Annotated in this window: 12 protein-coding genes; 6 read left to right on the forward strand and 6 right to left on the reverse strand. The window is 73.2% G+C overall.

Annotated features, from left to right (window positions below):
• Positions 1-11: 11 nt before the first annotated feature.
• Together ACZ3I3_RS22875 and ACZ3I3_RS22880 are read right to left on the reverse strand one after the other, a co-directional pair.
• The gene (locus ACZ3I3_RS22875; protein WP_467367816.1) at positions 12-2,372 is read right to left on the reverse strand and encodes an ATP-binding cassette domain-containing protein; all 2,361 of its coding nucleotides are present in this window, start codon (positions 2,370-2,372) and stop codon (positions 12-14) included.
• A complete protein-coding gene (locus ACZ3I3_RS22880; protein ID WP_467367818.1) occupies positions 2,365-9,765 on the reverse strand; it encodes a non-ribosomal peptide synthetase in 7,401 nt (2,466 codons plus the stop codon). The genes ACZ3I3_RS22875 and ACZ3I3_RS22880 overlap by 8 nt, the downstream gene beginning before the upstream one ends.
• A 616-nt stretch (positions 9,766-10,381) precedes the next feature.
• Between ACZ3I3_RS22880 and ACZ3I3_RS22885 the strand changes: the two genes are divergently transcribed.
• Entirely contained in the window at positions 10,382-10,534 is a 153-nt protein-coding gene (locus tag ACZ3I3_RS22885) for a non-oxidative hydroxyarylic acid decarboxylases subunit D (protein WP_467368030.1), read from the forward strand.
• A 2-nt stretch (positions 10,535-10,536) separates the two neighbouring features.
• On the opposite strand, the gene ACZ3I3_RS22890 is transcribed toward ACZ3I3_RS22885, so the two are convergent.
• Positions 10,537-11,076 carry a phenolic acid decarboxylase gene (locus ACZ3I3_RS22890; protein WP_467367820.1) on the reverse strand — a complete coding sequence of 180 codons (540 nt, stop codon included), beginning with the start codon at positions 11,074-11,076 and terminating at the stop codon, positions 10,537-10,539.
• Between the two features lie 107 nt (positions 11,077-11,183).
• Here ACZ3I3_RS22890 and ACZ3I3_RS22895 point away from each other — a divergent pair, with 107 nt between their 5' ends.
• The 3 genes from ACZ3I3_RS22895 (at position 11,184) to ACZ3I3_RS22905 (ending at position 22,097) form a co-directional block, all read left to right on the forward strand.
• Positions 11,184-19,343 carry a type I polyketide synthase gene (locus ACZ3I3_RS22895; protein WP_467367822.1) on the forward strand — a complete coding sequence of 2,720 codons (8,160 nt, stop codon included), beginning with the start codon at positions 11,184-11,186 and terminating at the stop codon, positions 19,341-19,343.
• Entirely contained in the window at positions 19,340-20,833 is a 1,494-nt protein-coding gene (locus tag ACZ3I3_RS22900; protein ID WP_467367823.1) for a tryptophan 7-halogenase, read from the forward strand. The genes ACZ3I3_RS22895 and ACZ3I3_RS22900 overlap by 4 nt, the downstream gene beginning before the upstream one ends.
• Before the next feature lie 160 nt (positions 20,834-20,993).
• A complete protein-coding gene (locus ACZ3I3_RS22905) occupies positions 20,994-22,097 on the forward strand; it encodes an ABC transporter substrate-binding protein (RefSeq protein ID WP_467367825.1) in 1,104 nt (367 codons plus the stop codon).
• A 6-nt stretch (positions 22,098-22,103) separates the two neighbouring features.
• Here ACZ3I3_RS22905 and ACZ3I3_RS22910 read toward each other — a convergent pair whose 3' ends face one another.
• Genes ACZ3I3_RS22910 through ACZ3I3_RS22920 form a run of 3 tightly spaced genes read right to left on the reverse strand, consistent with a single transcriptional unit; the run spans position 22,104 to position 24,484 of the window.
• The gene (locus tag ACZ3I3_RS22910; protein ID WP_467367827.1) at positions 22,104-22,640 is read right to left on the reverse strand and encodes a hypothetical protein; all 537 of its coding nucleotides are present in this window, start codon (positions 22,638-22,640) and stop codon (positions 22,104-22,106) included.
• A 57-nt stretch (positions 22,641-22,697) separates the two neighbouring features.
• Complete coding sequence (locus ACZ3I3_RS22915) at positions 22,698-23,360, reverse strand: response regulator (RefSeq protein ID WP_467367829.1); 663 nt, start codon at positions 23,358-23,360, stop codon at positions 22,698-22,700.
• Entirely contained in the window at positions 23,357-24,484 is a 1,128-nt protein-coding gene (locus ACZ3I3_RS22920) for a sensor histidine kinase (protein WP_467367831.1), read from the reverse strand. Before ACZ3I3_RS22920 ends, ACZ3I3_RS22915 begins: the two co-directional genes overlap by 4 nt.
• Positions 24,485-24,703: 219 nt before the next feature.
• Between ACZ3I3_RS22920 and ACZ3I3_RS22925 the strand changes: the two genes are divergently transcribed.
• Positions 24,704-25,075 (forward strand): DUF6223 family protein, encoded by a 372-nt coding sequence (locus ACZ3I3_RS22925; protein ID WP_467367833.1) that lies wholly within the window; start codon positions 24,704-24,706, stop codon positions 25,073-25,075.
• A 59-nt stretch (positions 25,076-25,134) separates the two neighbouring features.
• Positions 25,135-26,025: a LysR family transcriptional regulator gene (locus tag ACZ3I3_RS22930; RefSeq protein ID WP_467367835.1), complete on the forward strand. Its 891-nt coding sequence runs from the start codon at positions 25,135-25,137 to the stop codon at positions 26,023-26,025.
• Positions 26,026-26,030 lie beyond the last annotated feature (5 nt).

Raw genomic sequence — 26,030 nt, forward strand, 5'->3', positions numbered from 1 at the left:
TTCTCCCTCCGTCAGGCGAGTGCGGGATTGCCCGCCTGGAGCTGCCACAGGGTGGTGTAGGTGCCGCCGCGTGTCACCAGCTCCTCGTGCGTGCCGTGTTCGGTCACCGCGCCTCCCGGTCCCATCACATAGATCAGGTCGGCGTTCTGCACGGTGGACAACCGGTGGGCGATGACGACCATCGTCCGGTCCGTCCCGAACACCTGGAGGGCCTGCTGGATGATGGCCTCGGTCTCGTTGTCGACGGCGGAGGTGGCCTCGTCGAGGATGATGACCGGGGGGTCGCGCAGGATGGTCCGGGCCAGCGCGATGCGCTGTTTCTGCCCGCCGGACAGCGCGGCGCCCCGTTCGCCGACGCGGGTCGCGTAGCCGTCGGGGAGGCTGCCGATGAACGCGTCGGCGCCTGCTGTGCGGGCGGCGGCGGCGAGTTGCTCGTCGGTGGCGTCGAACGTGCCGTAGCGGATGTTGTCCGCGATCGTCGCGTCGAACAGGAAAGGCTCCTGGGTGACGTATCCGATGGCGCGGCGCAGGTCGGGCAGGGCGAGGGTGCGCACATCGACGCCGTCGAGCAACACCCGTCCGCGGTCGGGGTGGTGGAACCGCATCAGCAGTTTGGCGACGGTGGTCTTGCCGGCGCCGCTGGTGCCGACGATTCCGGTGGTCCGGCCGGGCGGGATGACCAGGGACGTGTCGCGCAGTGCCGGCGGCCGGCCGGGGTAGGCGAAGGTCACGTTCCGCAGTTCGATCTCTCCCTTCACCTGCTGCCGGGGCATCGGGCGCCCCTCGGCGACCGGTTCGAGGGGGAGGTCGTGCAGCCGCTCCACCCGGTCCAGGGCGGTGACGGTGCGCTGGTACTGGTCGGTGGTGCTGCCCAGTCGGGACAGCTTGAGCATGGCCATGCCCGGCATCTCGATGAGGGGGCCGAAGGCCGCGGTCGACAGGGTGCCCCGCAGCACGGCCCTGCCGCCCAGGAGCACCGTGCCGACCAGTGCGGAACCACCGGCCAGCCGCAGGACCTGCGGCGGGATCGCCGAGGTGCGTCCGCTGACGCGGTCGGCCTCGCTGCACTCGCGGTTCAGCTCGGTGATGCGGGCGATCTCGTGCTCTTCGGTGACAGCGGACTTGATGGTGGTGTGGGCGTGGAGGTTCTCTGTCACACGGCCGTTGAGCCGCGCTCGGCGGGCGTCGGAGGCGGCGTGGCCGGCCACCGCGCGTTCGTGGAAGCGGAAGGACAGCCAGGCGACGAGGGGGATCGGTGCGAGGGCGATCCAGGCGATCTGCGGGGCGAGCAGAAGGAAGGCCGGGATGAGCAGTCCCAGGCTGGTGCACATCTGGACGACGTCGTTCATGTTGGTGCCGACGAAGGTGCTGATCTGGCCGATGTCCTCGGACAGGACGGCGTTGACCCTGCTGACGCGTTCCTTCTCCAGATCGGCCGGTGCCACGCGCTGGACGTGCTCGTAGGTGCGGGTGCGCCAGTCGTCCTCGATGGTCTGCGCCAGTTGGCGCCAGACGACACTGGCCCCGTAGCCGAACGCCGCCATGGCGAGGCAGGCCGTTCCGGCGGCGCCCACGAGAAGCGACAACTGGGCGGTGACTCCGGCCACTCCGTACCTGGCGAGGGTGGCGCTGCCGCCCTTGGCGACCAGCAGCACGATCGAGGGGCTGAGGGCGAACAGCGCCATTTCCGCGAGCTGCGAGAGCCCGGACAGCAGTGCCGCGAGAGCGAACTTCCGCTTGTGCGGGCCGATGATGCGGCGCAGGGGGTGGCGGCGCGACGTGGTGTCGTCCGCCGTCTGTTTCGCGCTGTCGGATCTGCGCCACGCTCTTCGGACGACGGCTGTCGTGGCCACGGTGGTCAGTCCGAGGGTGAGCAGGGGTCTGCTGAGCAGCTTCAGCAGGAACGGCCCGCCGATGACGGCCGCCGCCACGGCGCCCGACGCCCCGAGGATCCTCGGCAGCCAGCGTCCGGCGCCCGCTCCGTCCCCGGGGGCCTTGGGCGCGTTCTCGTCCGGCCGTGCGGCGGAGTGCGGCAACGGCAGGCCCCCTGCGGTCGCGCGCAGGGCCGCCAGGGTCCGGGCGAGCGCCCGCCGCAGCAACCGGGCGGCCTCGCGCGGACTGACGGTCCGGTCGTGCCTGACCAGCACCCGGCCGGTGACCGGGCTGGCGTGCACCTCCTCGATGCCCGGGGCCTCCAGGAGCGATGCCTCGGTCAGCTTCGCCGAGGCGGGCCTGCCGCGCAGGAGATCCACCTCCCAGCGCTGCCGGCCGGGCACGATCGAGCGCGGGCGCATCCTCGTTCTCGTCAGGGCATGCCGGGTCGTCGGGCGGTCGCCCGGGGGGCTGTCGAGCAAGGCCATCGCGTCAGTCACTGCTCTCCATGAAGCTCCAGTAGCCGCAGATCGCGGCATCGTCGGTCTCGGGGATCAGCACGCCCAGTTTCCGCAGCCGCCGGACCGTACTGGCGTTGTCGAAGTCCAGGGCCGGCCGCTGTCGGGCATGTGTCTTCCTGGCGTGCTCCTCCAGGTAGGACTGGTAGGGCAGGATCGGCAGCTCCTGTCCCCGTTCGGTCGCGCGCCGCAGGCGTGCCAGCCAGTCGGCGAGCGGGAGTCGTTCCGAACGCGTCCCGTGCGTGCGGTCGTAGGCGGCCATGAAGGCGCCTGGTCCGGTCCGGCGTGTGTCGTGGAGGTGGTGGACGTGGCTGGTTCCCTCACTGGTGCGCAGGAGCTCCACGATCGCGGCGGCGAGGACGTCGACGGGGAGCAGGGTCTCCTCCAGTTCGGGATCCGCCGGATGGCAGCCGAGCGCCGCGCAGCTGGTGAGCAGCCGGGAGAACATGTCGTCCGGGTTGACGGCACCGGTCGAGGAGTGGGCCCAGATGCGGCCGAGGCGGTGGATGGCGCCGTGGGCTCCCCGCTCGAAGGCGCGCTCCACGAGCCGGTCGGCCACCCACTTGCTCGCCGCGTAGCCCCTTCCGAACGGGTGGCGTTCACCGTCGGTCGGCGAATCCTCCGTGACGAGCCGGTGGGTCCGGCCGGGGCGGAACACGCCGAGGGTCGACAGGTGGTGGAACGCCTTCGGCCGGCCTTCCCCCGCCAGTTGCAGCAGGGTGCGGGTGCCCTCGACGTTGGCGGGCTTGAGCCGTGCGTACGGCGAGAGGTGATGGACGTGCGCGCCGCTGTGGACGATCGTGTCGATCGTCTCGCGCAGGCGCGCCCAGTGTGCCGGGCCGACGCCGAGACCGGGGGCGGCCAGGTCTCCGCGCACGATGTGCAGGCGTGGATCGTCCGCCGTCGCGGTGATGCCGTACGTCCGCAGGACTCCGGCCAGTCGCTCGCGCGCCTCGGTGCCGGTCCGTGCCCGGACGAGGCAGTGCACCTGGGCCGTTGTTCTGTGCAGGAGTTCGGACAGGAGGAAGGCTCCGACGAATCCCGTGGCTCCGGTGAGCAGGATCTCGCGCGGGTCACCGGCTCGCGGGGAGCCGGAGGTGAAGGCCGGGGCGGGGGCGAAGCGCAGGGCGGGGTCGAGTTCCGCCTCCGTGTCGGGCACCCACGACGTCGTGGTGTCCGGGGCGCCCGTACGCAGGTGCCGGGCCAGGCCCGCCGGGGTCGGGGCCTCCAGGAGCGCCGACAGGCTGAAGGGGACGGCCAGGGTCTCGCCGATGCGGCTCGCCAGGCGGGTGGCGAGCAGGGAGTGGCCGCCGAGGGCGAAGAAGTCGTCGTCGACGCCGACCGCGGGCACGTCCAGTACGTCGGCGAACAGGTCGCACAGGGCCCGCTCCTCGGGTGTGTCCGGGGCGCGGCCATGGCCGGCGGCTGGGGTGAAGTCCGGCGCGGGGAGGGCGCGGCGGTCGAGCTTTCCGTTCGAGGTCAGCGGCAGGGCGTCGAGCACCGCGAACGCGGACGGCACCATGTGGGCGGGCACGCGCTCGCGGAGGAAGGACCGCAGCTCCGCCGGATCGATGGCGGTGCCGGCGGTGGGTACGACGTAGGCGGCGAGGCGGGTCTCTCCGCGGTGGTCGTCGCGGGCGAGCACGGCGGCGTGCGCGATCCGTGGGTGGGCGGAGAGGACGGATTCGAGCTCTCCGGGTTCGACGCGGTGGCCGCGGATCTTGACCTGGTCGTCCGCCCGCCCGGCGAAGACGAGGTGTCCGTCGCCGCGCCATCGGGCCAGGTCCCCGGTGCGGTACATCCTCGTGCCCGGTGGGCCGTACGGGTCGGCGACGAACCGCTGGGCCGTCATGCCCGGGCGGCGCAGATAACCGCGCGCCAGTCCGGCACCGGCCAGGTACAGCTCGCCGGTCACGCCAGGCGGCACCGGCCGCAGTGCCGCGTCCAGGACGTAGGCGCGGGTGCCGGGGACCGACCGGCCGAGGACCGGGTGCGCGGCGGTGTCGAGTCGTGCCTGGAGGGAGTCGACGGTGCACTCGGTCGGCCCGTACATGTTGTGAGCCATCAGCCCGTCCACCGCCCGCAGTTCCGTCCACAGGCGGTCCGGCAGTTCCTCGCCGCCGAGCACGGCGACGCCCGGCCGCCATCGCCGGTCGGTGAACAGGCCGCGGTCGCACAGGACGCGCAGGTACGAGGGCGTGACATCGACCGAGTCGATCCGGTGCCGGATCAGCCAGGCCACGAACCGGTCGGCGTCCCTCCAGGTGGCTGCGTCGGGCACGTGCAGTTCGTGACCGGCGGTCAGTGCCGCGAGCTGGCCCCATGAGGCGTCGAAGGACACCGAGGCGGTCAGCGCGACCCGCAGACGCCGGTCCCCGAGGCGCTCGGCCGCCGGCCGGAAGACCTGGTCGCGGTACTGGGCGGCGACGTTGACCACGCTCGCGTGGCGTGCCACGACCCCCTTGGGCTTCCCGGTCGATCCCGAGGTGTAGATCACGTAGGCCGGGTGGTCGGGCGACAACCGTGTCACCGGGTCGCTGTCCGGCAGTCCCCGCAACGCCTCCGTGGTCTCCGGCGTGTCCAGCGGCACGGACGGAATCCCCGGGATCAGGGCGGTGGTGGTGTGCGTGAGCAGTAGTGCGGGCCGTGCGTCCTCGGCCATGGCCGCGAGACGCGGGGCCGGGTGGTCCGGGTCGAGTGGCAGGTAGGCAGCCCCCGCCTTGAGCACGGCGAGCAATGCCATGACGAGATCGGGCGAACGGGGCAGGGCGAGGGCGACCACGTCCTCGGGCCCGACGCCGCGGGCGCTCAGGGCGTGCGCGAGCCGGTTCGCCCGCGCGTTCAACTCCCCGTAGGTCAGGGCGGTGCCGTTCGCCACGACGGCGACCGCGTCGGGCGTGGCCCGCACCTGTGCCTGGAAGAGTTCCGGAATCGTGCCCGTCGCCGTCGCGGGCCCGCCGGTGTCGCCGAGGAGGTGACGCCGTTCGCCGCCGGACAGGACGTCGATGCGGCTGATCGGGCGGTCCGGGTCGCGGACGACCGCTTCCAGCAGCCGCACCCAGCGTGCGGCGAGGGCCTCGACCGTGCCGTGGTCGAACAGGTCGGTGGCGTAGTCGACGGTCCCGTCCAGGCCGAGGCGCTCGCCCCGCGCGGAGCGCTTCTCGTAGAGGCCGATGTCCAGGTCGAACTTGGCGGTCCCGGTCGGCACCGGCATGCGGGAGCTCTCCAGCCCCGGCAGCCCGAACACGGCGGCCTCGTCGGCGTCGAGGGAGAGCGCGACCTGGAACAGCGGGTGGCGCGCGGCTGACCGCGCCGGGTTCAGCGCCTCCACGACCTGCTCGAAGGGTGCGTCCTGGTGCGCGTAGGCGGCCAGTGCGGTGCCGCGGACACGGTCCAGCAGCCGGGTGAACGCGGGATCGCCCGAGGTGTCGGTGCGCAGCACCAGCGTGTTGACGAAGAACCCGACCAGGTCGTCCAGGGCCTGATCGGTCCGGCCTGCGATCACCGTGCCGACCGGCACGTCGGTGCCCGCGCCCAGTTTCGTCAGCAGTGCCGCGAGTCCCGCGTGCAGCACCATGAAGAGGCTCGCTCCCGACCGGCGCGCCAGCTCGCTCAGCGCCGTGTGCAGCTCGGCATCGATCCGCAGGCGGACCCGGGCGCCGTTGTGGGACGCGACGGCCGGGCGTGGCCGGTCGCGGGGAAGGGTGAGCTCCTCGGGGAGCCCCGCCAACGCGTCGGTCCAGTAGCCGAGTTGGCGCTTGAGGAGGCTGTCCGGCTCGGCGGGGTCGCCCAGGAGCCGGCGCTGCCACAGGGCGTAGTCGGTGTAGCGCGCCGGCAGGGGCTCCCAGGCCGGCTCCTCGCCGTGGCGCCGGGCGGTGTAGGCGGTCGCCAGGTCGCGGGCCAGTGGGGCCATGGACCAGCCGTCGGCGGCGATGTGGTGGACCACGATCACCAGGACGTGCTCGCCGGGCCCCGGCGTGAACAGCTCGGCGCGCAGGGGCGGTTCGACGGCCAGGTCGAACGGGTGGCGTACGGCGTCCAGCAGCCGCGCGTGCAGCGCCTCCTCGTCGTCCACCTCGGTGACGGGCAGCGGCGTACGTACCGCGGACGGGTCGAGGATCCGTTGCGCGGGCTCACCGTCGACGTCCGGGTAGACCGTGCGCAGGCTCTCGTGCCGGCCCACCACATCGGCCAGCGCGCGCTCCAGCGCTCCTCGGTCGAGCTCGCCGGTCAGGCGCTGCACCAGGGGGATGTTGTAGGTGGCGCTGGGTCCTTCGACGCGGTGGAGGAACCACAGCCGCCGCTGCGCGGACGACAGGGGTGTGTGCTCCGGCCGTTCCTGGACGGTCAGCGCCGGGCGTGCTCCGACCGCTCCGTCCAGCCGCGCCGCCAGCAGGGCGACCGTGGGTGCCTCGAACAGCTCGCCCAGATTGAGTTCGGCCCCGAGGGCGGCGCGGATCCGGGACACCAGGCGGATCGCCAGCAGCGAGTGCCCGCCCGCCTCGAAGAAGTTCGTGTCCAGCCCGGCCCGCGGGAGGCCGAGGGCCTCCGCGAACAGCTCGCACAGCAGGTGTTCCCGCGGTGTGCGTGGTGCTCGCCCGGTCGTCGGGACGGTGTCGTCGTCCGGGTCCGGCAGGGCGTCGCGGTCGGTCTTTCCGTTCGGCGTCAGCCGCAGTTCGTCGAGCATCACGAATGCCGACGGCACCATGAAGTCGGGCAGCCGCTCGCGCAGGTGCTCGCGCAGCGCCTGCGGCCGGGTGCCGTTCTCGTCCGCCACGACGTAGCCGACGAGCCTGAGGTCGCCCTGCTGCCGGTTCCGGCGGGCGAGTACCGCGGCCTGCGCCACGCCGGGGCATGCGAGCAGCGCGGCCTCGACCTCTTCCTGCTCGATGCGGTAGCCGCGGATCTTGACCTGCCGGTCGGCGCGGCCGACGTACTCCAGCTGCCCGTCCGCCCGCCAGCGCACCACGTCACCCGTCCGGTACATCCGTGTCCCGGGAGGGCCGTAGGGGTCGGCGACGAACCGCTCGGCCGTCAGCCCCGGCCGGCGCAGATAGCCGCGTGCCAGGGACACACCGGCGAGGTAGAGCTCTCCGGCGGTCCCGACGGGCACGGGTTGCAGGGTGCCGTTCAGCACGTAGGCGCGGCTGCCGGAGTGCGGCTCCCCGATCGGCGGTGTCGTGCCGGCGGGGGCCAGCGGCCGGCTCGTGGTGACGATCGCGGTCGCTTCCGTCGGCCCGTAGACGTTCATGAGGCGTCGGCCCGGGGCCCACCGCCGCACCAGCCCCGGTGGAACCGGCTCCCCGCCCACCACGAGTGTCGAGACGGCGCTGTCCGTCTCGGCCACCACCGCCAGTGCCGACGGCGGTGCGAAGGCGTGGGTGATACGCGCGCCGGGGTCGGTGAGGACCGACAGCGGGTCGGTCCTGGGGGCGAGCACGAGGGTCGCCCCTGTCAGCAGGCTGACGCACATCTCCCATGTGGAGGCGTCGAAGCCGGGCGAGGCCAGCTGCGGGAACCTGCTGCCGGGGGTGATCTCCAGACGCTCTTGGTGGAACGCGACCAGGGAGGCGATGCCCGTGTGCGGGACCATGACGCCTTTGGGCCGCCCGGTGGAGCCCGAGGTGTAGATGACGTACGCCGGGTGCCGCGGGTCCACGGCGACGCCGGGGTCGGTGTCCGGCTGTCCCGCCGACAGTTCGGCCACGGTCCGCGGATCGTCCAGGACGAGGACGGGGTGGGCGTCGGCGAGCATGAACTCCCGGCGTGCCGCCGGGTATTCGGGGTCCACCGGCAGATAGGCGGCCCCGGCCTTGAGCACGGCGAGCTCGGCCACGATCAGATCCGCCGAGCGCGGCAGGACGAGGGCGACGACGTCCTCGACGCCGATGCCACGGGCCGTCAGCGCGTGCGCGAGCCGGTTGGCGCGCGCGTTCAGCTCCCCGTACGTCACGGTCGTGCCGCCGGACACCAGCGCGGGCGCGTCCGGTGCCCGGCGCACCTGCTCCTCGAACAGCGCCGGCATCGGGACAGCGGGCACGGCAGCCGCGGTGGCGTCCCCCATCGTGAGCAGGTCATGCCGCTCGCGGGCCGACAGCAAGTCGAGCCTGCCGACCGGGAGATCGGGGTCCGAGTCGGTCATGTCCGCGAGGAAGCCCAGCAGCCGCCGCTGTGTTCGCGCGAGTTCGTCCGCGCCGGGCGCGCCGGGGGGCGCGTGCAGTCTCATGTGCGGTCCGGAGCCGTCCCGGCGGTCCCACACCATGATCATCAGGTCGGCGGCCAAGGGGAAGGAGAGGTTGTGGGCCGTGCACGGGTGGCCCGCGAAGGAGATGTCGTAGTCGAAGCCGATGAGGTTGACCATCGGCGAGAACGCCACCCCGGGACCGCGGTTCAGGCCGAGGTCGCGGTGCAGGTCCTCCGCCCGGTAGCGCTGGTGCTCCACCGCTTCGCGCATCCGCTCGTCGACCTGGGCGAGCAGTTCCCGCAGCGGCATGTCGGGCCGGACGGTGAGGCGTACGGGAACACTGTTGGCGAGCATGCCCGGCGTCGCGCGGGACGCCTCCCCCACCCGGCCGGCCACGGTCAGTCCGATCACGACGTCCCGCAGGCCCGTCAGCCGATGCGTGTACAGCGCCACGGCGGCGAACACGAAGCGGAAGCGGGAGACGCCGGCGCGCGTGGCCGCCGCCTTCAGTGCCTGCGGGCGCGGCAGCGGAAGCAGGTCCGTGCGCGGAACGGTCCCGTGCGCCGGGTCGCCGGAGGGCGGCGGCCCCTGCGGACGCGTCCATCCCGCCAGTTCGCGCGTCCAGTACGCGCGGTCCGCGGCACGGTCCTCGGATGCGCGGTAGTCCCGGTCGGCCTGGACCAGCGCCGACAACGGACCGAAGGGGCAGGGGCCGGGCTTGTCGCCCTGGGCCAGGGCCGTGTACACCTCGGCGACCCGCCGGGCGACGAGTGCGTAGCCGAAGGCGTCCACGGCGGCGTGGTGGTAGGTGTGGGACCACCAGAACCGGTCCGGAGCCAGCTGGAACAGCGCGTAACTGAACAGTGGTCCGGAGGCCAGGTCCATGGGCCGGGCCAGGTCGGCGTCGATCCACGCGCGGCCGGCCGCCTCCGGGTCGGGCTCGTCACTGACGTCGACGAACGTCAGCGACCACGGCAGGTCGCGCTCCAGAAGCTGCACGGGACCGTCCTCGCCCGGCACGAGGCGCACCCGCAGCGCGTCGGTCTCGGCGACGACCTGACGCAGCGCCGCCTCGAAGAGGCCCGGATCGACCGGTCCGTGGATTTCCAGGTACTCGCCCAGACGCAGGGCCGGGCCCACGTCCGGGGAATGCTGCTCGGCGAGCCAGACCTCGCGCTGTCCCGCGGTCACGGGAAGGATCTCGACCGGTCTGTCGGGTGTCTGGTCCGGGGTCTGCGTCTGGTCATCGACATGCTGTACGGGAAGCTGACGACGGGACAACGAGGAACCTCCTGTGGTGCCGGCGCCCCCTGATCACGACCGGCCTTCGCCAGATCACCCATCGTGACAGCTACCAGGGCATTCTCCGCGTCCGGAGCAAAATAGCCACCCGAAGGAATGACGGGCGGCGCCCGGCGCCACCTGTGAACGCGCCGTCGGACCGCCCTGCGATGAGTTTCGGCGGGCTGGCGACTCCGTTTCCGGTGAGCGTCGGATGACGTCGTACGACGCTGCCCGGCACGCGACGCCACGGAGGACACCATGACGGCCACGCCGGACAAACCGATCACCACGCTGCCGGGCCGCCCGCCCGTCGTCGGCCTGGCCATCTGACAGGCCGCCCGGTGACGAGCTCCTGGTCCGCGAGAAGACCCACACCCACGAGGACGACGCGATCGCGCCCGCCGCCGGCTGCCGATGGTCGAGTCCGACGGGACGGTCGAGGCCGTCGGGCCCGACGGCGCCACCGCTCCCGTCGAGCCCGACCGCCACCATCTGCCCCCGCTGCGCCCACCAGATCATCGACCTGCAATGCCCGCAGTGCCTGTACATGTGGCGCACGAGCGAGCCCGACCGCCGCACCCGGCGCGACGCGTACCCCGAGCCGTTCCGGATGACCGCCGCGGACCTCCGCGACGCTCCCGAGGTGCCCGCCGTCCTACCGCTGAGGACGCCTTGAGCTCAGTTGGTGCGGTCGGACCAGCCCCGCGGGAGGTCTGCGGGGGCCGTGGAGATGACCGTGTCGTCGTCGGGGCCGACGTACTCGAAGAGGGTGATCTTGGCGAATTCCGGGACGACGTAGACCGGATAGGTCGGGCCTTCGTCGCGGTACTCGCGCATCTCCTCGAGGTGGTCGTTCTGGTAGAGGACGGTGCGTTCGCCGTGTTCCTCGACCCAGCGCGGGAAGAAGATCACGCCGTGCAGGCGGCGCTTGCCGGGCATGACGTTGACGGCGACCGACGTACCGGTGGGCTCGTTCCAGGAGATCTTGTAGTGGTCGTCGTCCAGTTGGACGAGGTCGACCGGCTGGTCCTTGACCCAGCGGCCGCCCACCATGCCGGAGTGGATCCGGTAGTCGATGGTGGTCGGGTTCTTCACGTACATCTCGTACTGCCAGCCGTTGGCGTAGGTGTAGATGAAGCGGTGGCCGACGATCCCGGCGAGCTCCTGCGCGGGGGCAGGGTTCTCGACGGTGGTCACGTGTGCTCCGTTGCTGGCCATGGGGGTACCTCCTTGCTGCCGCCCGTGTCACTGCGGCGGACCGTACGGGTAGCCCCGTTCGCATAGGCTCAACATCGTTGCGGCGCGAGGGTTCGGAAGGCGGAGACATGAGGCGTGACGAGCTGATACGACCGGTGCCCGAGCTGTTACGGCACCACGCCGAGGTGGCCGGGCAGCGGGTCGCGTACTCCGACTCCGCACGCGGCGTCACCTACGCCGAGCTGGAGCGGCGCACGCGCTCACTGGCCGTCTGCCTCACCCGGACGGGACTGCGGCACGGCGACCGGGTCGCGATCTGTCTCGGCAACCGTGTGGAGACGGTGGAGAGCTGCCTCGCCGTCCTGCGGGCCGGGATGGTCGGCGTCCCGCTCAACCCGCGCTCCTCCGACGCCGAGTTGGCCCACTTCCTCCAGGACAGCGGCGCCGCGTTCGTCATCACCGACGCCGCGCACCTCGCACAACTGCGGCGCCTGGGACCGCCGTACGACGACCTGGGCGCCCTGGTCACCGGCAGCGGGCCGGTTCCGGACGGCGCCCGGTCGTTCCGGGACGCGGCCGAGAGCGACACCGAGAGCGACGGGGACGCGGAGATCGACACGCTCGGCCTCGACGATCCGGCCTGGATGCTCTACACCTCCGGCACCACGCACCGGCCCAAGGGCGTGCTGTCCACGCAGCGGGCCGCGCTGTGGTCCGTGGCCGCCTGTTACGCCCCGATCTTCGGTCTTACGTCCGACGACCGGCTGCTCTGGCCGCTTCCGCTGTTCCACAGCTTCAGCCACTCGCTGGCGATCCTGGGTGTGACGGCCGTGGGCGCGAGCGCCCGGATCGCCGGTGACCTGCTGCCGCCGGGCGGTCTGCGGCAGGAGCTGCTCACCGCGCACGCGGGGCTCGGCGGGCCCTTCACCCTGCTGGCCGGTGTCCCCGCGACGTATCACCGGCTGCTCGACCCGGGCGGCGAGGCCCCGCCGGCGTTGCGGCTGTGCCTCGTGGCCGGGGCGCCGAGTGGTCCCGCTCTGCGCGCGGCCGTGGAGGAGACCCTCGGGGCGCCGCTGCTGGACGCGTACGGCAGCACCGAGACCTGCGGCATGATCGCCGTGAACCGTCCCGACGGGCCGAGGGTCGACGGCTCCTGCGGGGCGCCCGTTCCGGGCGTGGACGTACGGGTCGTCGATCCGCGCAGCGGCGAGGACGTCCCGGACGGGGCCGAGGGCGAGGTCTGGGTGCGGGGGCCCGGCCTGATGACCGGCTACCACGAGCAGCCCGAGGCGACGGCCGCCGCGCTGCGGGACGGCTGGTACCGCACCGGCGACCTGGGCCGCCGCGTCGAGCACGGCCATCTCCGGCTCACCGGCCGGGTCAGCGAGCTGATCATCCGGGGCGGCGAGAACATCCACCCCACGGAGATCGAGCAGGCTCTGGCGCAGTGCGCCGGCGTGTCCGAGGCCGTGGTCGTGGGGATGCCGCACGACGTGCTCGGCGAGGTGCCGGTCGCCTTCGTCGTACCGGGGCCGGACGGGTTCGACGCACGGCAGGTGCTCGCCGAGTGCCGGACCCGGCTGGCCGACTACAAGGTGCCGGCCGAGATCCGCGAGATCACCGCCGTCCCGCGCACCGCGTCCGGCAAGATCGCCCGGCACGAGCTGACCGGCACCGTTCCGGCCGCCCCGGCCGCGGCCGGCACCGCCCCGGCCGCCCTGCGGGAGCGGCTCCTGCCCCTCTCGCGCGGCGACCAGGAGCGCGCGTTACGCGAGACGGTGCTCGCCGAAACGGCCGAGGTCTGCCGGCGCGCACCGGGCGATCTGCCCGACGCGGACAGCCCGTTCACCGATCTCGGCATGACATCCGTCGGCGTCGTCGAGCTGGTGGACCGGCTCGGCGCGCTGACCGGTCTGAGCCTGCCGTCGACGCTGGTCTTCGACCACCCGACGCCGGCCGCGGTGGCCCGGCATCTGCGCGGGGCGCTCTTCGAGGGCGGGCCCGTGGCGCGCCCGCAGCCCCACGGCGGAACGGACCGGTCTCCCGAGGACGATCCCGTCGTGATCGTCGCCATGGGCTGCCGCTATCCCGGTGACGTGAACTCTCCCGAGGACTTGTGGGAGTTGGTGTCCCAGGGGCGGGACGCGATCTCGGAGTTCCCGGCCGACCGCGGCTGGGACCTGGACGCCCTGTACGACCCCGATCCCGACCGGATCGGCACGTCGTACACGCGACACGGCGGGTTCCTGCCCCGGGCAGCGGAGTTCGACGCCGGGCTGTTCGGGATCTCGCCGCGCGAGGCACTCGCGATGGATCCGCAGCAGCGGCTGCTCCTGGAGACGTCCTGGGAGGTGTGGGAGCGGGCCGGGATCGACCCGGTGTCCGTGCGCGAGAGCGACACCGGCGTGTTCGTGGGCGTGATGTACGCCGACTACTCCGCCCGCTTCACCCGCCCCCACGACCTGGAGGCGCACCTCGGGCTGGGCTCGGCGGGCAGCGTGGCCTCCGGGCGGATCTCGTACGTGTACGGTCTGCGCGGTCCCGCGATCACGGTCGACACGGCCTGCTCGTCCTCACTGGTGGCACTGCACTGGGCGGCGCGGGCGCTGCGCTCGGGCGAGTGCTCGCTGGCGCTGGCCGGCGGGGTCACGGTGATGGCGACGCCGAAGCCGTTCCTCGCCTTCAGCCGGCAGCGCGGGCTGTCGCCGGACGGGCGCTGCAAGTCGTTCTCGGCGGCGGCCGACGGTACGGCCTGGGGCGAGGGCGTGGGGCTCGTCCTGCTGGAGCGGCTGTCCGACGCGCGACGCAACGGCCATCCGGTCCTGGCCGTGCTCCGCGGCTCCGCCGTGAACTCCGACGGCGCCTCCAACGGGCTCGCCGCGCCCCACGGCCCGGCACAGCGGCGGCTGATCACACGGGCGCTGACGGACGCGGGGCTGCGCGCCGGTGACGTGGACGCGGTGGAGGCCCACGGTACGGGCACCCGGCTGGGCGATCCCATCGAGGCGCAGGCCCTGCTGGCCACGTACGGACAGGGCCGCGAGCGGCCGCTGTGGCTCGGGTCGGTGAAGTCCAACCTCGGGCACACGCAGGCGGCTGCCGGAGTCGCCGGCGTCATCAAGATGGTGCAGGCCCTGCGGCACGGCGAACTGCCCCGGACCCTGCACGCCGACTCGCCCACACCGCACGTCGACTGGTCCGCCGGCCGCGTGGAACTGCTGACCGCGCCCCGGCCCTGGCCGGCCTCGGACCGGCCCCGGCGAGCGGGTGTCTCGGCCTTCGGGATCGGCGGGACCAACGCGCATGTGATTCTGGAGGAGGCGCCGGAGGAGGAGACCGAGGTCTTCCTCCCGGAGACAGCGGCGGCGCCGCCCGATCCCGGGCTGCTCGCCACCGCCGTTCCGTGGCTGCTCTCCGGCGCCGACGAGACCGCCCTGCGCGCCCAGGCCCGACGGCTGGCGGCCGAGGCGGCGAACCGGCCGGGCCTGTCGCCCACCGACATCGCCCACTCGCTGGCGGTGTCGCGCTCCGCCCTCCCCCACCGCGCGCTCGTGCCGGCCGGTGACCGGGCCCGGATGCTGGACGCGCTGAGCGCGTTCGCGCAGGGCCGTGACACCCCGGGAGTCGTCCGAGGACTGGCCGACCCGGAGATCCGCACGGCGTTCCTGTTCACCGGGCAAGGCGCCCAGCGCCCCCGGATGGGCGCCGAACTGCGCGCCGCCTTCCCCGTTTTCGCCGACGCCTTCGACGAGGTCTGCAGGTACCTGGACGACCGTCTCCCCCAGCCGGTGAGCGCCGTGCTGTCCGCCGATCCGGGCTCGCCGGAAGCGGCTCTGGTGGACCGTACGGACTTCACCCAGGCCGGACTGTTCGCCTTCGAGGTGGCGCTGTTCCGGCTGCTGGAGTCCTGGGGCGTGCGGGCCGACCGGCTTGTGGGCCACTCCGTCGGTGAGTTGGCGGCCGCGCATGCCGCCGGCGTGCTCGATCTGCCGGACGCCGCGACACTCGTCGCCGCGCGCGGCCGGCTGATGGGGGCCTTACCCGAGGGCGGCGCGATGGTGGCGCTGGACGGGACCGAGGAGGAAGTCGGCACAGCGCTCGCTGGGTTGGAGGCGCAGGTGGCCGTCGCGTCCGTCAACGGGCCCCGTGCGGTGGTGATCTCCGGGGAACGGGACGCGGTGCTCGCGGTCGCGGCCGGCTTCGAGGCGCGCGGCCGCAGGGCCGTCCGGCTGCGCGTGAGTCACGCCTTCCACTCGCCCCTGGTGACGCCGATGCTCGACGAATTCCTGGCCGTGGCCCGCGAGTTGACCTTCCGCTCGCCGCGCATTCCGATCGTCTCCACCGTGACGGGCCGGCTCGCCGATCCCGCGGAACTGCGCTCGCCCGAGTACTGGGCGCGGCACGCCCGGCTGCCCGTGCGCTTCGCCGAGTCCGTGCGCAGTCTCGCGGACGACGGGGTGTCCGCCTACCTGGAACTCGGTCCCGGGCCCGTCCTCACCGCGGCGGCCACCGACTGCCTGGGGGACGCGCCCACGAGCGGCCCCGTTCTCGCCGTGGCCACCCGTGGTGGTGCCTACGAACCGGAGACACTCCTGTCGGCCGTGGCGCGGCTGCATGTGGCCGGCGCCGCCGTCGACTGGGCGGCGGTGTACGCGGGTTCCGGCGCGCGCCGCGTGGATCTGCCGACGTACGCCTTCCAGCGGCAGCGGTACTGGCTGGACGTGCCGCGCCCGGCGGCGGTCGGCGCCGGGGCCCTGCTGGGGCCGGCCTTCCCGGTGCCGGACACCGACCGGACCGTGCTGACGGGGCTGTTGTCCCTGGCGACTCAGCCGTGGCTCGCGGACCATGTCGTCGCCGGGAGGGTCGTCGTGCCGGCGACGGTGTTCGTGGAGATGGCCCTGCGGGCGGGCGAGGAGGTGGGCTGCGGGGCGGTGGACGAACTCGTGATGCTGTCGCCTGTCGTCCTGTCCGGTTCCGCGGGGGTGCGGGTCCAGGTCGTGGTGGGTGCGCGGGACGACGACTCGGGCCGGCGGCCGGTCGACGTCTACTCCCGACCGGAGGAGCCGGAAGCGCCGGAGGAGCGGGGCGAGCGGGAGAAGCCGGAGGAGTCCGCCGAGGGTGGCCCGTGGACCCGGATCGTCTCCGGGCAGCTGGGCCGGGGCCTCGCTCCGCAGGACGAGCCGGCCCAGTGGCCGCCGCAGGGCGCCGAGGCCGTGGACCTCACCGGCGCGTACGCCGCCCTCGCCGACGTCGGACTCGCCTACGGGCCTGCCTTCCAGGGGGTCGGCGCGGTCTGGCGGCGCGGCGACGAGGTCTTCGCGGAGGTCCGGCTGCCCGCATCCCACGCCTCGGAGGCCGGTCGCTTCGGACTCCACCCGGCGCTGCTCGACGCGGCGTCGCACGCGCCGCTGCTGGCCGCGTCCGCCGACACGAGCACGGTCCGGGTGCCGTTCGCGTGGAGCGGTGTGAGCCTGCACGCCTCGGGAGCCACGGAGTTGCGGGTCAGGGTGACGCCGAGGGGCCCGGACACGGTTTCGCTGACCCTGGCCGACCCGTCGGGCCGGCTCGTGGCACGCGTGGACTCGCTGGCCACCAGGGAGCTCCCGGCCGACTGGGCAGGCCGGGCCGACGGGGCTGACGGGGTCGACGGGGTCGGCATGGCGGACGGTCTCGTGGGAAGGGCTCTGCTGCGCCCTGAGTGGGATGTCCTCGACGTCTCCGGCGGCGCCGATCGGCGCGCGTGGGCCGTGCGCGGGCCGGACGAGCTGAACCTCGCCGAGTTCCTGCCCGGCGGCGGGGATCCCGAAGTCGTCGCCATCACCGCCGTCGCCCGTGCCACCGGCTCCGATCCGCTTTCGGCCACGCACGAGTTGACGGGGCGCGTACTCAAAACGCTCCAGGACTGGCAGGACGACCCGGGCACGGCGGGATCGCGGCTGGTCGTGGTCACGCGGGACGCCACCGGGCCGGTGCCGGACCTGGCGGGTGCGGCGGTCTGGGGACTGGTGCGCGCGGCGCAGTCGGAGCTGCCCGGTCGGGTCGTCCTCGTGGACGTCGACGGGCGGCCCGAATCGGTGCGGATACTGCCGTCGGCCGTCGCCACCGGTGAGTCTCAAATCCGGGTGCGCGACGGGCTGGTGACGGTTCCACGGCTGGCCGCGTCCGGTGCCGTTTCGGGCGCGGGAGCTGCCTTCGATCCGGACGGTACGGTGCTGATCACCGGAGGCACCGGCGCGCTGGGCGCGGAGCTGGCTCGTCACCTGGTCGCCGAACACGGCGTACGGCATCTGCTGCTGACCGGACGCCGTGGGCCGCAGGCGCCCGGAGCAGCGGAACTGCGCGGCGAGTTGGAGGAGTTGGGGGCTCGGGTCGGCATCGTCGCCTGTGACTCGGCCGACCGGGCCGCGCTGGCCGAGGTGGTCGGGCGCTGCGAGCCGCCGCTGAGCGCTGTGGTGCACGCCGCCGGGGTTCTCGACGACGGCGTGCTGGACTCACTCACCCCCGAGCGGATGGCGGCCGTGTTGCGGCCGAAGGCCGACGCGGCCTGGCATCTGCATGAACTGACCCGGGACATGGGGCTTTCGGCGTTCGTCCTGTTCTCCTCCGTCTCCGGGCTGCTGGGCCGGGCGGGACAGGGCAATTACGCGGCCGCGAACTCGTTCCTCGATGCCCTCGCCCTCCACCGCGTCGCCGAGGGGCTGCCGGCGGTCTCGCTGGCGTGGGGGCCGTGGGAGCACGCCGGGGGCATGGCGGCGGGGCAGCGCCCACAGGCACGTGAGGTGCTGATGCCCCTGTCCACACCGCAGGGCATGGCCCTGTTCGACGCCGCGCTGGGCTCGACGGAACCGGTTCTGGCGCCGGTCCTGCTCGACCGGACGGCGCTTCGGTCGGGCGGTATCGGTGCGGGGCACTTGCCACCGCCGTTGCGCGGACTCGTCCGGCACGACCGGCCGACCGCCGCGGCGACGTCCTCGGGCCCCTCCGGCTATACCGGCTCCCCCGGTTACCCCGGTTCCCCCGGCCAGATGCTGGAGCCGGGGGCCTGGCGGAAGCGGCTGGCCCCGCTGCCCTCCGGCGAACGGGGGCCGGCGCTCGTGGAGTTGCTGCGGGCCGACGTGGCCGCGGTGCTCGGCTATCCGCACGCCGACGCGCTCCCGGCCGGCAAGTCCCTCGCCGACCTGGGGTTCGACTCCCTCACCGCCGTGCAGATCCGCAACCGGCTGAGCATGGCGCTGAAGCTCCGGCTGTCGGCCGCGGTGGTGTTCGAGCACCGTACGGCCGAGGAACTGGCACGCCACCTGCTGGGTCTGCTGGACGGCGAACCCGCCGCGGCAGCCGCCCCCGAGGCCTCGGGAGCCGCCGACACCGCGGTGCCCGCGCGGTCGGCGTACACCCTCTCCTCGCTCTTCCGGACGGTCGGCGCCGCCGGACAACCGGTGGCGGCGATGCATCTGCTCGTCACCGCGTCCTGGGCGCTGCCCACCTTCACGGCCGAGCGGGGCCACGAGCACGCGCTGCCCCCGATCCGCCGCTCCCCCGGCCGCTCCGGTTCCGGAGGACCGACGATCGTCTACTTCCCGGCCTACCATCCGTCGCTCGCGTCGGACGGTGGGGACTTCCCTCCCTTCCACCGCGCCTTCCAGGACGATCTCGACGCCCTGGAGGCCCTGGAGGTCCTGGAGTTCCCGCATCCCGGGATCGGCGCCGGCGCGGCCGTGCCGCAGGACCGCGACGCGCTGGCGCGTACGCAGGCCGAGAGCGTGCTGCGGCACGTCGGGGACGGTCCCTTCGTGATCGTAGGACGGTCGGCCGGTGGCAACGTGGCGCACGTGGTGGCCCACGAGCTGGAGAACAGGGGCCGGGCGCCGGCCGGCCTGGTGCTGCTGGACACGTACCACATCACGCCGGTCAACAGCGGCAAGGACTGGCTGCTGTCCCTCGGCGCCCCACCGCCGCGGGAACACCCCTCGCAGGACGGCACCGGGCAACCCCTCGTCACCGGGGACGACGACAGCGCCCTGGCCGCGATCGGCGCCTACAACCGGATCTTCCTCGACTGGGACCCCGAGCCGGTCGCCACGCCCACGCTCCTCGTACGCGCGCTGCGGCCCACGCCCGCCATGGCGGCCTCCGCCGACGCGGACGACTGGCGGACGTCCTGGCCCGCGGCGCACGACGTCGTGGACGTCCCCGGAGACCACCTGACGATGATGCGGGAACACGCGGAGACGACCGTGTCGGCGATCCGCACCTGGATCGACGCGCGAACGGCGAAGGGAGACCGATGAGTTCCGCGCAGCCCCCGCAGGACTTCGACGTCATCGTGGTCGGCGGCGGCCCGGCCGGGGCCACGGTCTCGGCGGCCGTCGCCCTGCGCGGCCATCGCGTCCTCCTCGTCGAGAAGGAGACCTTCCCCCGGTACCAGATCGGCGAGTCCCTGCTGCCCTCCACCGTGCACGGCGTGTGCCGGATCCTCGGTGTCGAGGACGAGATGGCGCGTGCGGGTTTCAAGCCGAAGCGCGGCGGCACGTTCCGGTGGGGCCGCAACCCGGACCCCTGGCAGTTCTCCTTCGCGCTGTCGCCCCGGCTGGCCGACCCGACCTCGTTCGCCTACCAGGTCGAGCGGTCACGGTTCGACGCGATCCTCCTGGACAACGCCCGCCGCGTCGGCGTCGACGTACGGGAAGGCTGCCGGGTGACCGGTGTGCTCGCCGACGAGGAGCGGGTCCGCGGGGTGCGCTGGACCGGCCCCGGCGGTGAGGTCCGCGAGGCCGCCGCCCGGTATGTCGTGGACGCCTCCGGCAACGGCAGCAGGATCCACGCGCACGTCGGCGGAAAGCGGATCCACTCCGACTTCTTCCGCAACATCGCGGTGTTCGGCTACTTCGCCGGCGGCGCGCGGCTCCCGGCGCCGAACGACGGCAACATCTTCTGTGCCGCCTTCGACGAGGGCTGGCTCTGGTACATCCCCCTCCGGGACGACCTGACCAGCGTCGGAGCCGTGGTCGCCCGCGAGAACGCCGAGGCCGTCCAGCGGGACCCGGCGACCGCCTGGCGCCGCATGATCGACGCCTGCCCGGAGGTACGCGGCTTCCTCGACGGCGTCCCGCAGGCCACGGAGAGGCCCTACGACCAGGTCCGCGTCCGCAAGGACTGGTCGTACTGGAAGGCACGGCTGTGGCGGCCCGGCATGGCACTCGTCGGGGACGCGGCGTGCTTCGTCGACCCGGTGCTGTCCAGCGGAGTCCATCTCGCGACCTACGGCGGGCTGCTCGCCGCCCGGTCCATCAACGGCTGCCTCGCCGGAAACCCGGACGAGACGCGTCTGTTCGCCGAGTTCGAGGCTCGCTACCGGCACGAGTACGGCCTGTTCCACGAGTTCCTCGTCTCCTTCTACGATCTGCACCAGGACGAGCGGTCGTACTTCTGGAAGGCGCGCAAGGTCACCAGCGTCGGCACGACGGAACTCGAGGCGTTCGTCGAGCTGGTGGGCGGCCTGGCGTCCGGTGACGCGTCGCTCACGGGAGCCGGGCCGGCGGGTGAACGGCTCACCGCGGCCGCCGGCGACTTCGAGCGAGCCGTGCGCCGCCTCCCCGACGCCGACGATCTGCGCAATCCCCTCTACGAGTCCCAGACGTTCCGGCAGGTGTTCCAGGAGGGAACCGTCCTGCAGGAACGGGGCCTGTTCGGCGGCCCGTTGGAGGCCGAGGCACCGCTGCGCCCCGGCGGTCTGGTGGCGTCGGAGGACGGGCTGGCCTGGGTCGAGCCCGGGGCGTAGGCCAACACCCGTCCGGCGGCCGTCGTCCTGGGGTGTGGCGGCCCGAGGTGACGGCGGTGCCGTCGGGTCAGCGAGCGGGAGTGCGGTCGGCGGTCGATCGTCCGGACCTGGGGTGATGTAGGTTTCGGCAACGGAATCGTCGTGCGGGAGGCGCCCACCCATGAATACGCCGCCACGGCCCCCTGGAGCGGAGCGGACTGACGGATCAGCCATCCGGATCGGTGCTCTCGTTCCGCTGACCCGGCCTGGGTGGGTCGAGGCGGGCCGGCACCTGCTCGCCGGGCTGGAACTGGCCGTGGGTGAGGTCAACGACGCGGGCGGGATCGCCGGAAGGCCCCTGGAGATGGTGGTCCGGGACACCGCGGCTGATCCGCAGCGGGCTTCGGCGGCCGTGGACGAGTTGGCCGGCCTGGGCGTGGCCGCCCTGGCCGGGGAGTATCACAGCGTCGTCGCTCGTGCCGCTGCCGCGAGGGCGGACGCCCTCGGGCTGCCGTTCCTCTGCTCGTCAGCGGTACTCGACGCGCTCACCGAACAGCCGACGCAGTGGGTCGCGCGCCTCTCCCCGCCGCAGTCCCGGGGCTGGCAGGTCTACGCGGACTTCCTCCTCGGCGCGGGCCACAGCCGCATCGCCGTGGCCGCCCAGCCGAGTGTCTACTGGGCGTCCGGAATCCGCATTCTGCGGGACCACCTCACTCCGCGCGGCGGCACCGTCATCGAGCTCGACGCGGGCGTGCTCACCCCCACGGCCGTCTGTGACGAACTGGTCGAGCACCGCGCGACAGCCCTCCTCCTTCTGGTCGGCCACCCGGAACCGGCCGTGCCGATCGTCCAGTCCGTCCGCCGCGACCAGCGCCTCGCCGAGGTCGTGATCGGTGCCCCGGCCGGGCAGCCGGAGTTCACGGAATGGGCGGCGCTGCTGGGCGACGAGGGCGCGGCGATCCCGTTTCTGCGCTACCGGCCCGAGCGCCTCGGCCCACTCGGTACACGAGTCGAGGCGACCCTCCGCGAACGCCTGGCCGAGGCACCGTCCTTCGTGGCCTTCGAGGGCTACGACACGATCACCGTCCTCGCCGACCTGCTGCGTACGCACGGCACGGACCGGGCGCGCACGGCCGCCTCCTGGCCGCGCGTGGATGTGACCGGCACGCGCGGCCGGATCCGGTTCTCCCGCGTGCCGGGCATCAACGTGTGGCAATGGGCCGCGCCACCGATCCAGGTCGTCGACCGAGACCCGACGCATCCGGACCGCTTCCGGCTGCTGTGAAGTGACTCAGGCCTCGTCCGCCCTGGTCAGGGCTTCGGTGATCATGCGGGTGGCGAAGTCGCGGTCGTCGGTGAGTCGGTTGATGTGCTCCGCGAGGAGGAAGGCGGTGGCTTCCAGGGGGTTCATCTCGTCCATGGTCCAGTCTCCGTACTGCTTGCGCCACAGGCTCGGGCTCAGGCCGGTGCCGGCCGCGACGAGCAGGCCGGCCATGGTGGGGATGGCCTCGGGACGGACGCTCCTGGGCATCATGCCCATCGTGGCCACGAGGTTGGGCACCACGCACTCGATGACGTCCTTGTCGTGGTCCTCGTAGGCCATCCGCAGCCACTGCATGAACATGTAGATGAGCGTGCACGCGCCGTCGAGGATGTCGTCGACCCCGCGCGGCCCCAAGGAGGCGGCGAACTGCTCGGTCAGCGCTCGGTGCTCGGCGTCGGTCCCGGATCTGCCGTCGTAGACGGCCTTGAGCCGGGAGTCGATCATCATGAGGGCCGCGCCCACATCTCCGGCGGGAGCGTGCTCGGGGTCGCAGGGCGATGACACGGGTTTCCTCCTCGGTTGACCGAGAGCAGCGCGGCGTGTTCGTACAGTAGCCCTCCCTCAGGAGCCGCGTGGGGCCACCAGGCCGGATTCGTAGGCCAGGACCACGAGTTGGGCGCGGTCACGGGCGTGGAGCTTGGTCATGGCCCGGTTGATGTGGGTCTTCGCGGTGAGGGGGCTGATCACCAGGCGGTCGGCGATCTCGTCGTTGGACAGGCCCCGCGCGACCAGGACGACGGCCTCGCGTTCGCGGCCGGTCAGCTCCTCCAGCGCTGCACCGGTGTGGCTGGGGAGCGGCTGGGTGACGTACCGGTTGATCAGCTTGCGGGTGATGGAGGGGGCGAGCAGGGCGTCGCCGCGCGCCGCGACGCGTACGGCGTGCAGGAAGTCTTCCGGCACGATGTCCTTGACCAGGAATCCGGCGGCGCCTGCGCGCAGCGCGTCGAACACGTACTCGTCGAGGCCGTAGTTGGTCAGGATGACGACGTGCACCCCGGCCAGGGCCGGGTCCGCGGCGATGCGCCGGGTCGCCTCGATGCCGTCGACGACGGGCATCTGGATGTCGACGAGCGCGACATCGGGCAGGTGCTTCCGGGCGAGTTCCAGGCCCGCGCCGCCGTCGGCGGCCTCCGCCACCACCTCGATGTCGTCCTCCAGGTCGAGGAGCGCGCGGAATCCGCTGCGGATGAGCGGCTGGTCGTCGACGAGCAGGACTCGGATCATGACGCCCCGTCCAGGGGCAGTTCGGCCTGGACGGTGAAGCCGCCCTCGACGCGCGGCTCCGCCCGCAGCCGGCCGCCGAGGGCGGTGACGCGCTCGCGCATGCCCTGCAGTCCGACGCCGGGCGTCGGCGCGAGAGCGGGAGTGGCCTTGCCGTCGTCGTCTATGCGGAGGGCGAGGGCGTCCGGACGGCAGTCGATGCGGACCGAGGCCGTGCCGGCGTCCGCGTGCCGGGCGATGTTGGTCAGCGACTCCTGGACGATCCGGTAGACGGTACGGCCCACCGCGGCCGGCACATCGTGCCGCTGCCCCTCGATCGTCAGGGTCGCCTTCAGACCGGTTCCGCCGGCTCGTTCCACCAGTTCGGGCACGTCGTCGAGTCCGCGCGGCGGGGTCGTGTCGTCGTCGCGCAGCGCTTCCAGCGTCACGCGCAGCTCCCGGGCCGCCTCGCGACCGGCCTCCCGGATCGCCAGCAGGGCCTCGGACACCTCTTCGCCTCGTCTACGGGCCACGTGGACGGCCGCGTCGGCCTGCACCTTGATGACCGAGATCTGATGGGTCAGGGAATCGTGCAGTTCCCGTGCGATGCGCAGCCGTTCCTCGTCGGCGCGGCGTCGCGCGGTCTCCTCCCGGGTGCGTTCGGCCTCGTCCGCCCGCCGCTCGGCCTGCCGCAGCGCCTCTCCCGCGGCGCCGGCGGCGATCAGCCAGGCGATCTCGAGGGCGCCCCGGGCCTGCGCGAACGCCTCACCCGTGTCGTGGAGGCCGGAGGCGAGAGCCGCGAGCGGGAGAGCGGCCAGCACGGTCAGGCTCGCGGCGACCGCGGCAATCCGGTGTCCCGCCCGCACGGCCGCGTACACCGCGAACAGGTAGGCGACGGCGGGCACATCGAAGCCGGCCGCCTGATACGCCACCGCGCACACCCCGGTGACGGCCAGGACGGGGACAGGAGCCCGGCGGCGCGCGGCCAGTGCCAGCCCGCCGGCGGTCAGCAGCGCGTACCCGAGCAGGTCCTGGTCCGTGGCCGAGGGTTGCCCGGACACTCCCGTGACCAGCAGCGCCCCCGCCACGCCCACGGCGATGACCCAGTCTCCGACAAGGGCCCGTACGCGGGTCCCACCTGCACTCATGCGCGCACCCTAACCGGCCGCCGCCCCGGGCGAGTCCGCCTCGCGGGCGAGTGGCCGGCTACCGCACACGCAGTACGTGCGCGCAGCCTGCGGCGTTCGCGGTAGGCCGCTGCGGCGTCGGCGGCAGCGCGAAGTGTCCGCGTCCGCCGGACGACGGGGGCCGGCCCGGGCGGACATGCTCGGGCGACACCCCGTCACAGGAAGAGAAGGAGCATCTCGATGTCTGCTCACCACCTGTTCGCCGCCGGCGCCTACGACTTCGGCGTCGGGCGTCTCGGAGCCACCACGGGCGCCCTGCTGGCGCTGGCCGGCCTCGTCATCGCCGGGCTGGCCCTGGCCCGCCCGGCCGGCCGTCTCGGCTCCGCCCGTCCCTCTCTCGTGGCCGCGGCGGCCATGGGGGCGGGGCTGATCGGCCTGGCCCTCGGCGGGCTCGTCGCGGCCACCGCCGACGGCGGTCTCGGCACCGGCAATGGGCTGGGCGGGGCCTATGTCGCGATGCTGGTGGGGCTGAGCGCCACGGTCCTCGGCCGGCTGGTCCTGGCCCGCGCGCGCCGCACCGGAGCGGACACGAGCGTACGTCCGGGTTCCTGACGATTACGGTCACTGCATCGGTGGTCAGTGGGTTGATTCCTTGAGGGCAGAGGGCGCGTATGGACGTTCGGCAGCTGGAGTACTTCCTTGCGATCGTTGATCGTGGGGGGTTCAACCGTGCGGCCTCGGCTCTGTACGTGTCGCAGCCGTCGCTGTCGCAGGCCGTGCGGGCACTGGAGCGTGATCTCGGCTCCGAGCTGTTCCATCGCATCGGGCGCAGGGCAGTCCTGACGGAGGCCGGGAGGGCCCTGATCGAGCCTGCCCGGGAGGCCGTGCGGAGTCTGGAGACGGCACGGGCCAGTGTCGCGGCGGTGCATGAGCTGCGTGAGGGGCGCCTGGATGTGGCGTCGATGCCGTCGCAGGCGGTGGAGCCGCTGACGACCTTGGTGAGTGCCTTCAGCCACCGGTATCCCGGCGTCTCGGTGGCCATCAAGGCGGCGTTCACCTCCCGTGATGTGATCGACATGGTGCGCACGGGTGCCGTGGAGCTGGGGCTCCTGGCGTCCGCCGGTCCGGTCTCCGACAAGGAGGTCGTCTCCCATGCGCTGGGGCGCCAGCGATTCGTGCTGGTGGTGCCGGGCGACGGCCCCTTCGCTGGTCGGACGGCGGTGGAGTGGCGGGAACTCGCGGGACAGCGGCTGATCGTCGGGCAGCCGGGTACCGGGATGCGCGCCTACGTTGACGCGCTGCGGGAGCAGGGCATCGAGTTCACCGTCGCCGCCGAGACCGAGCACCGTGTGTCGCTCATGCCCCTGGTACTGGCCGGGGTCGGGCTCGCGGTGGTCACGGATTCCTGGCGGGACGTCGCCCGGCGACTGGGCGCCCGCGTCCTGGACATCGAGCCGGAGACCACCTTGGACATCGCCCTCGTCAGCCGCCGCGGCAGCCTGTCGCCCGCGGCCGCCGCGTTCGTCACGGCCGCCACCTCGGCCGCCGGCAGCACCGCTTAGATCAA

The sequence above is a fragment of the Streptomyces sp. NPDC016851 genome (genome assembly GCF_055562795.1).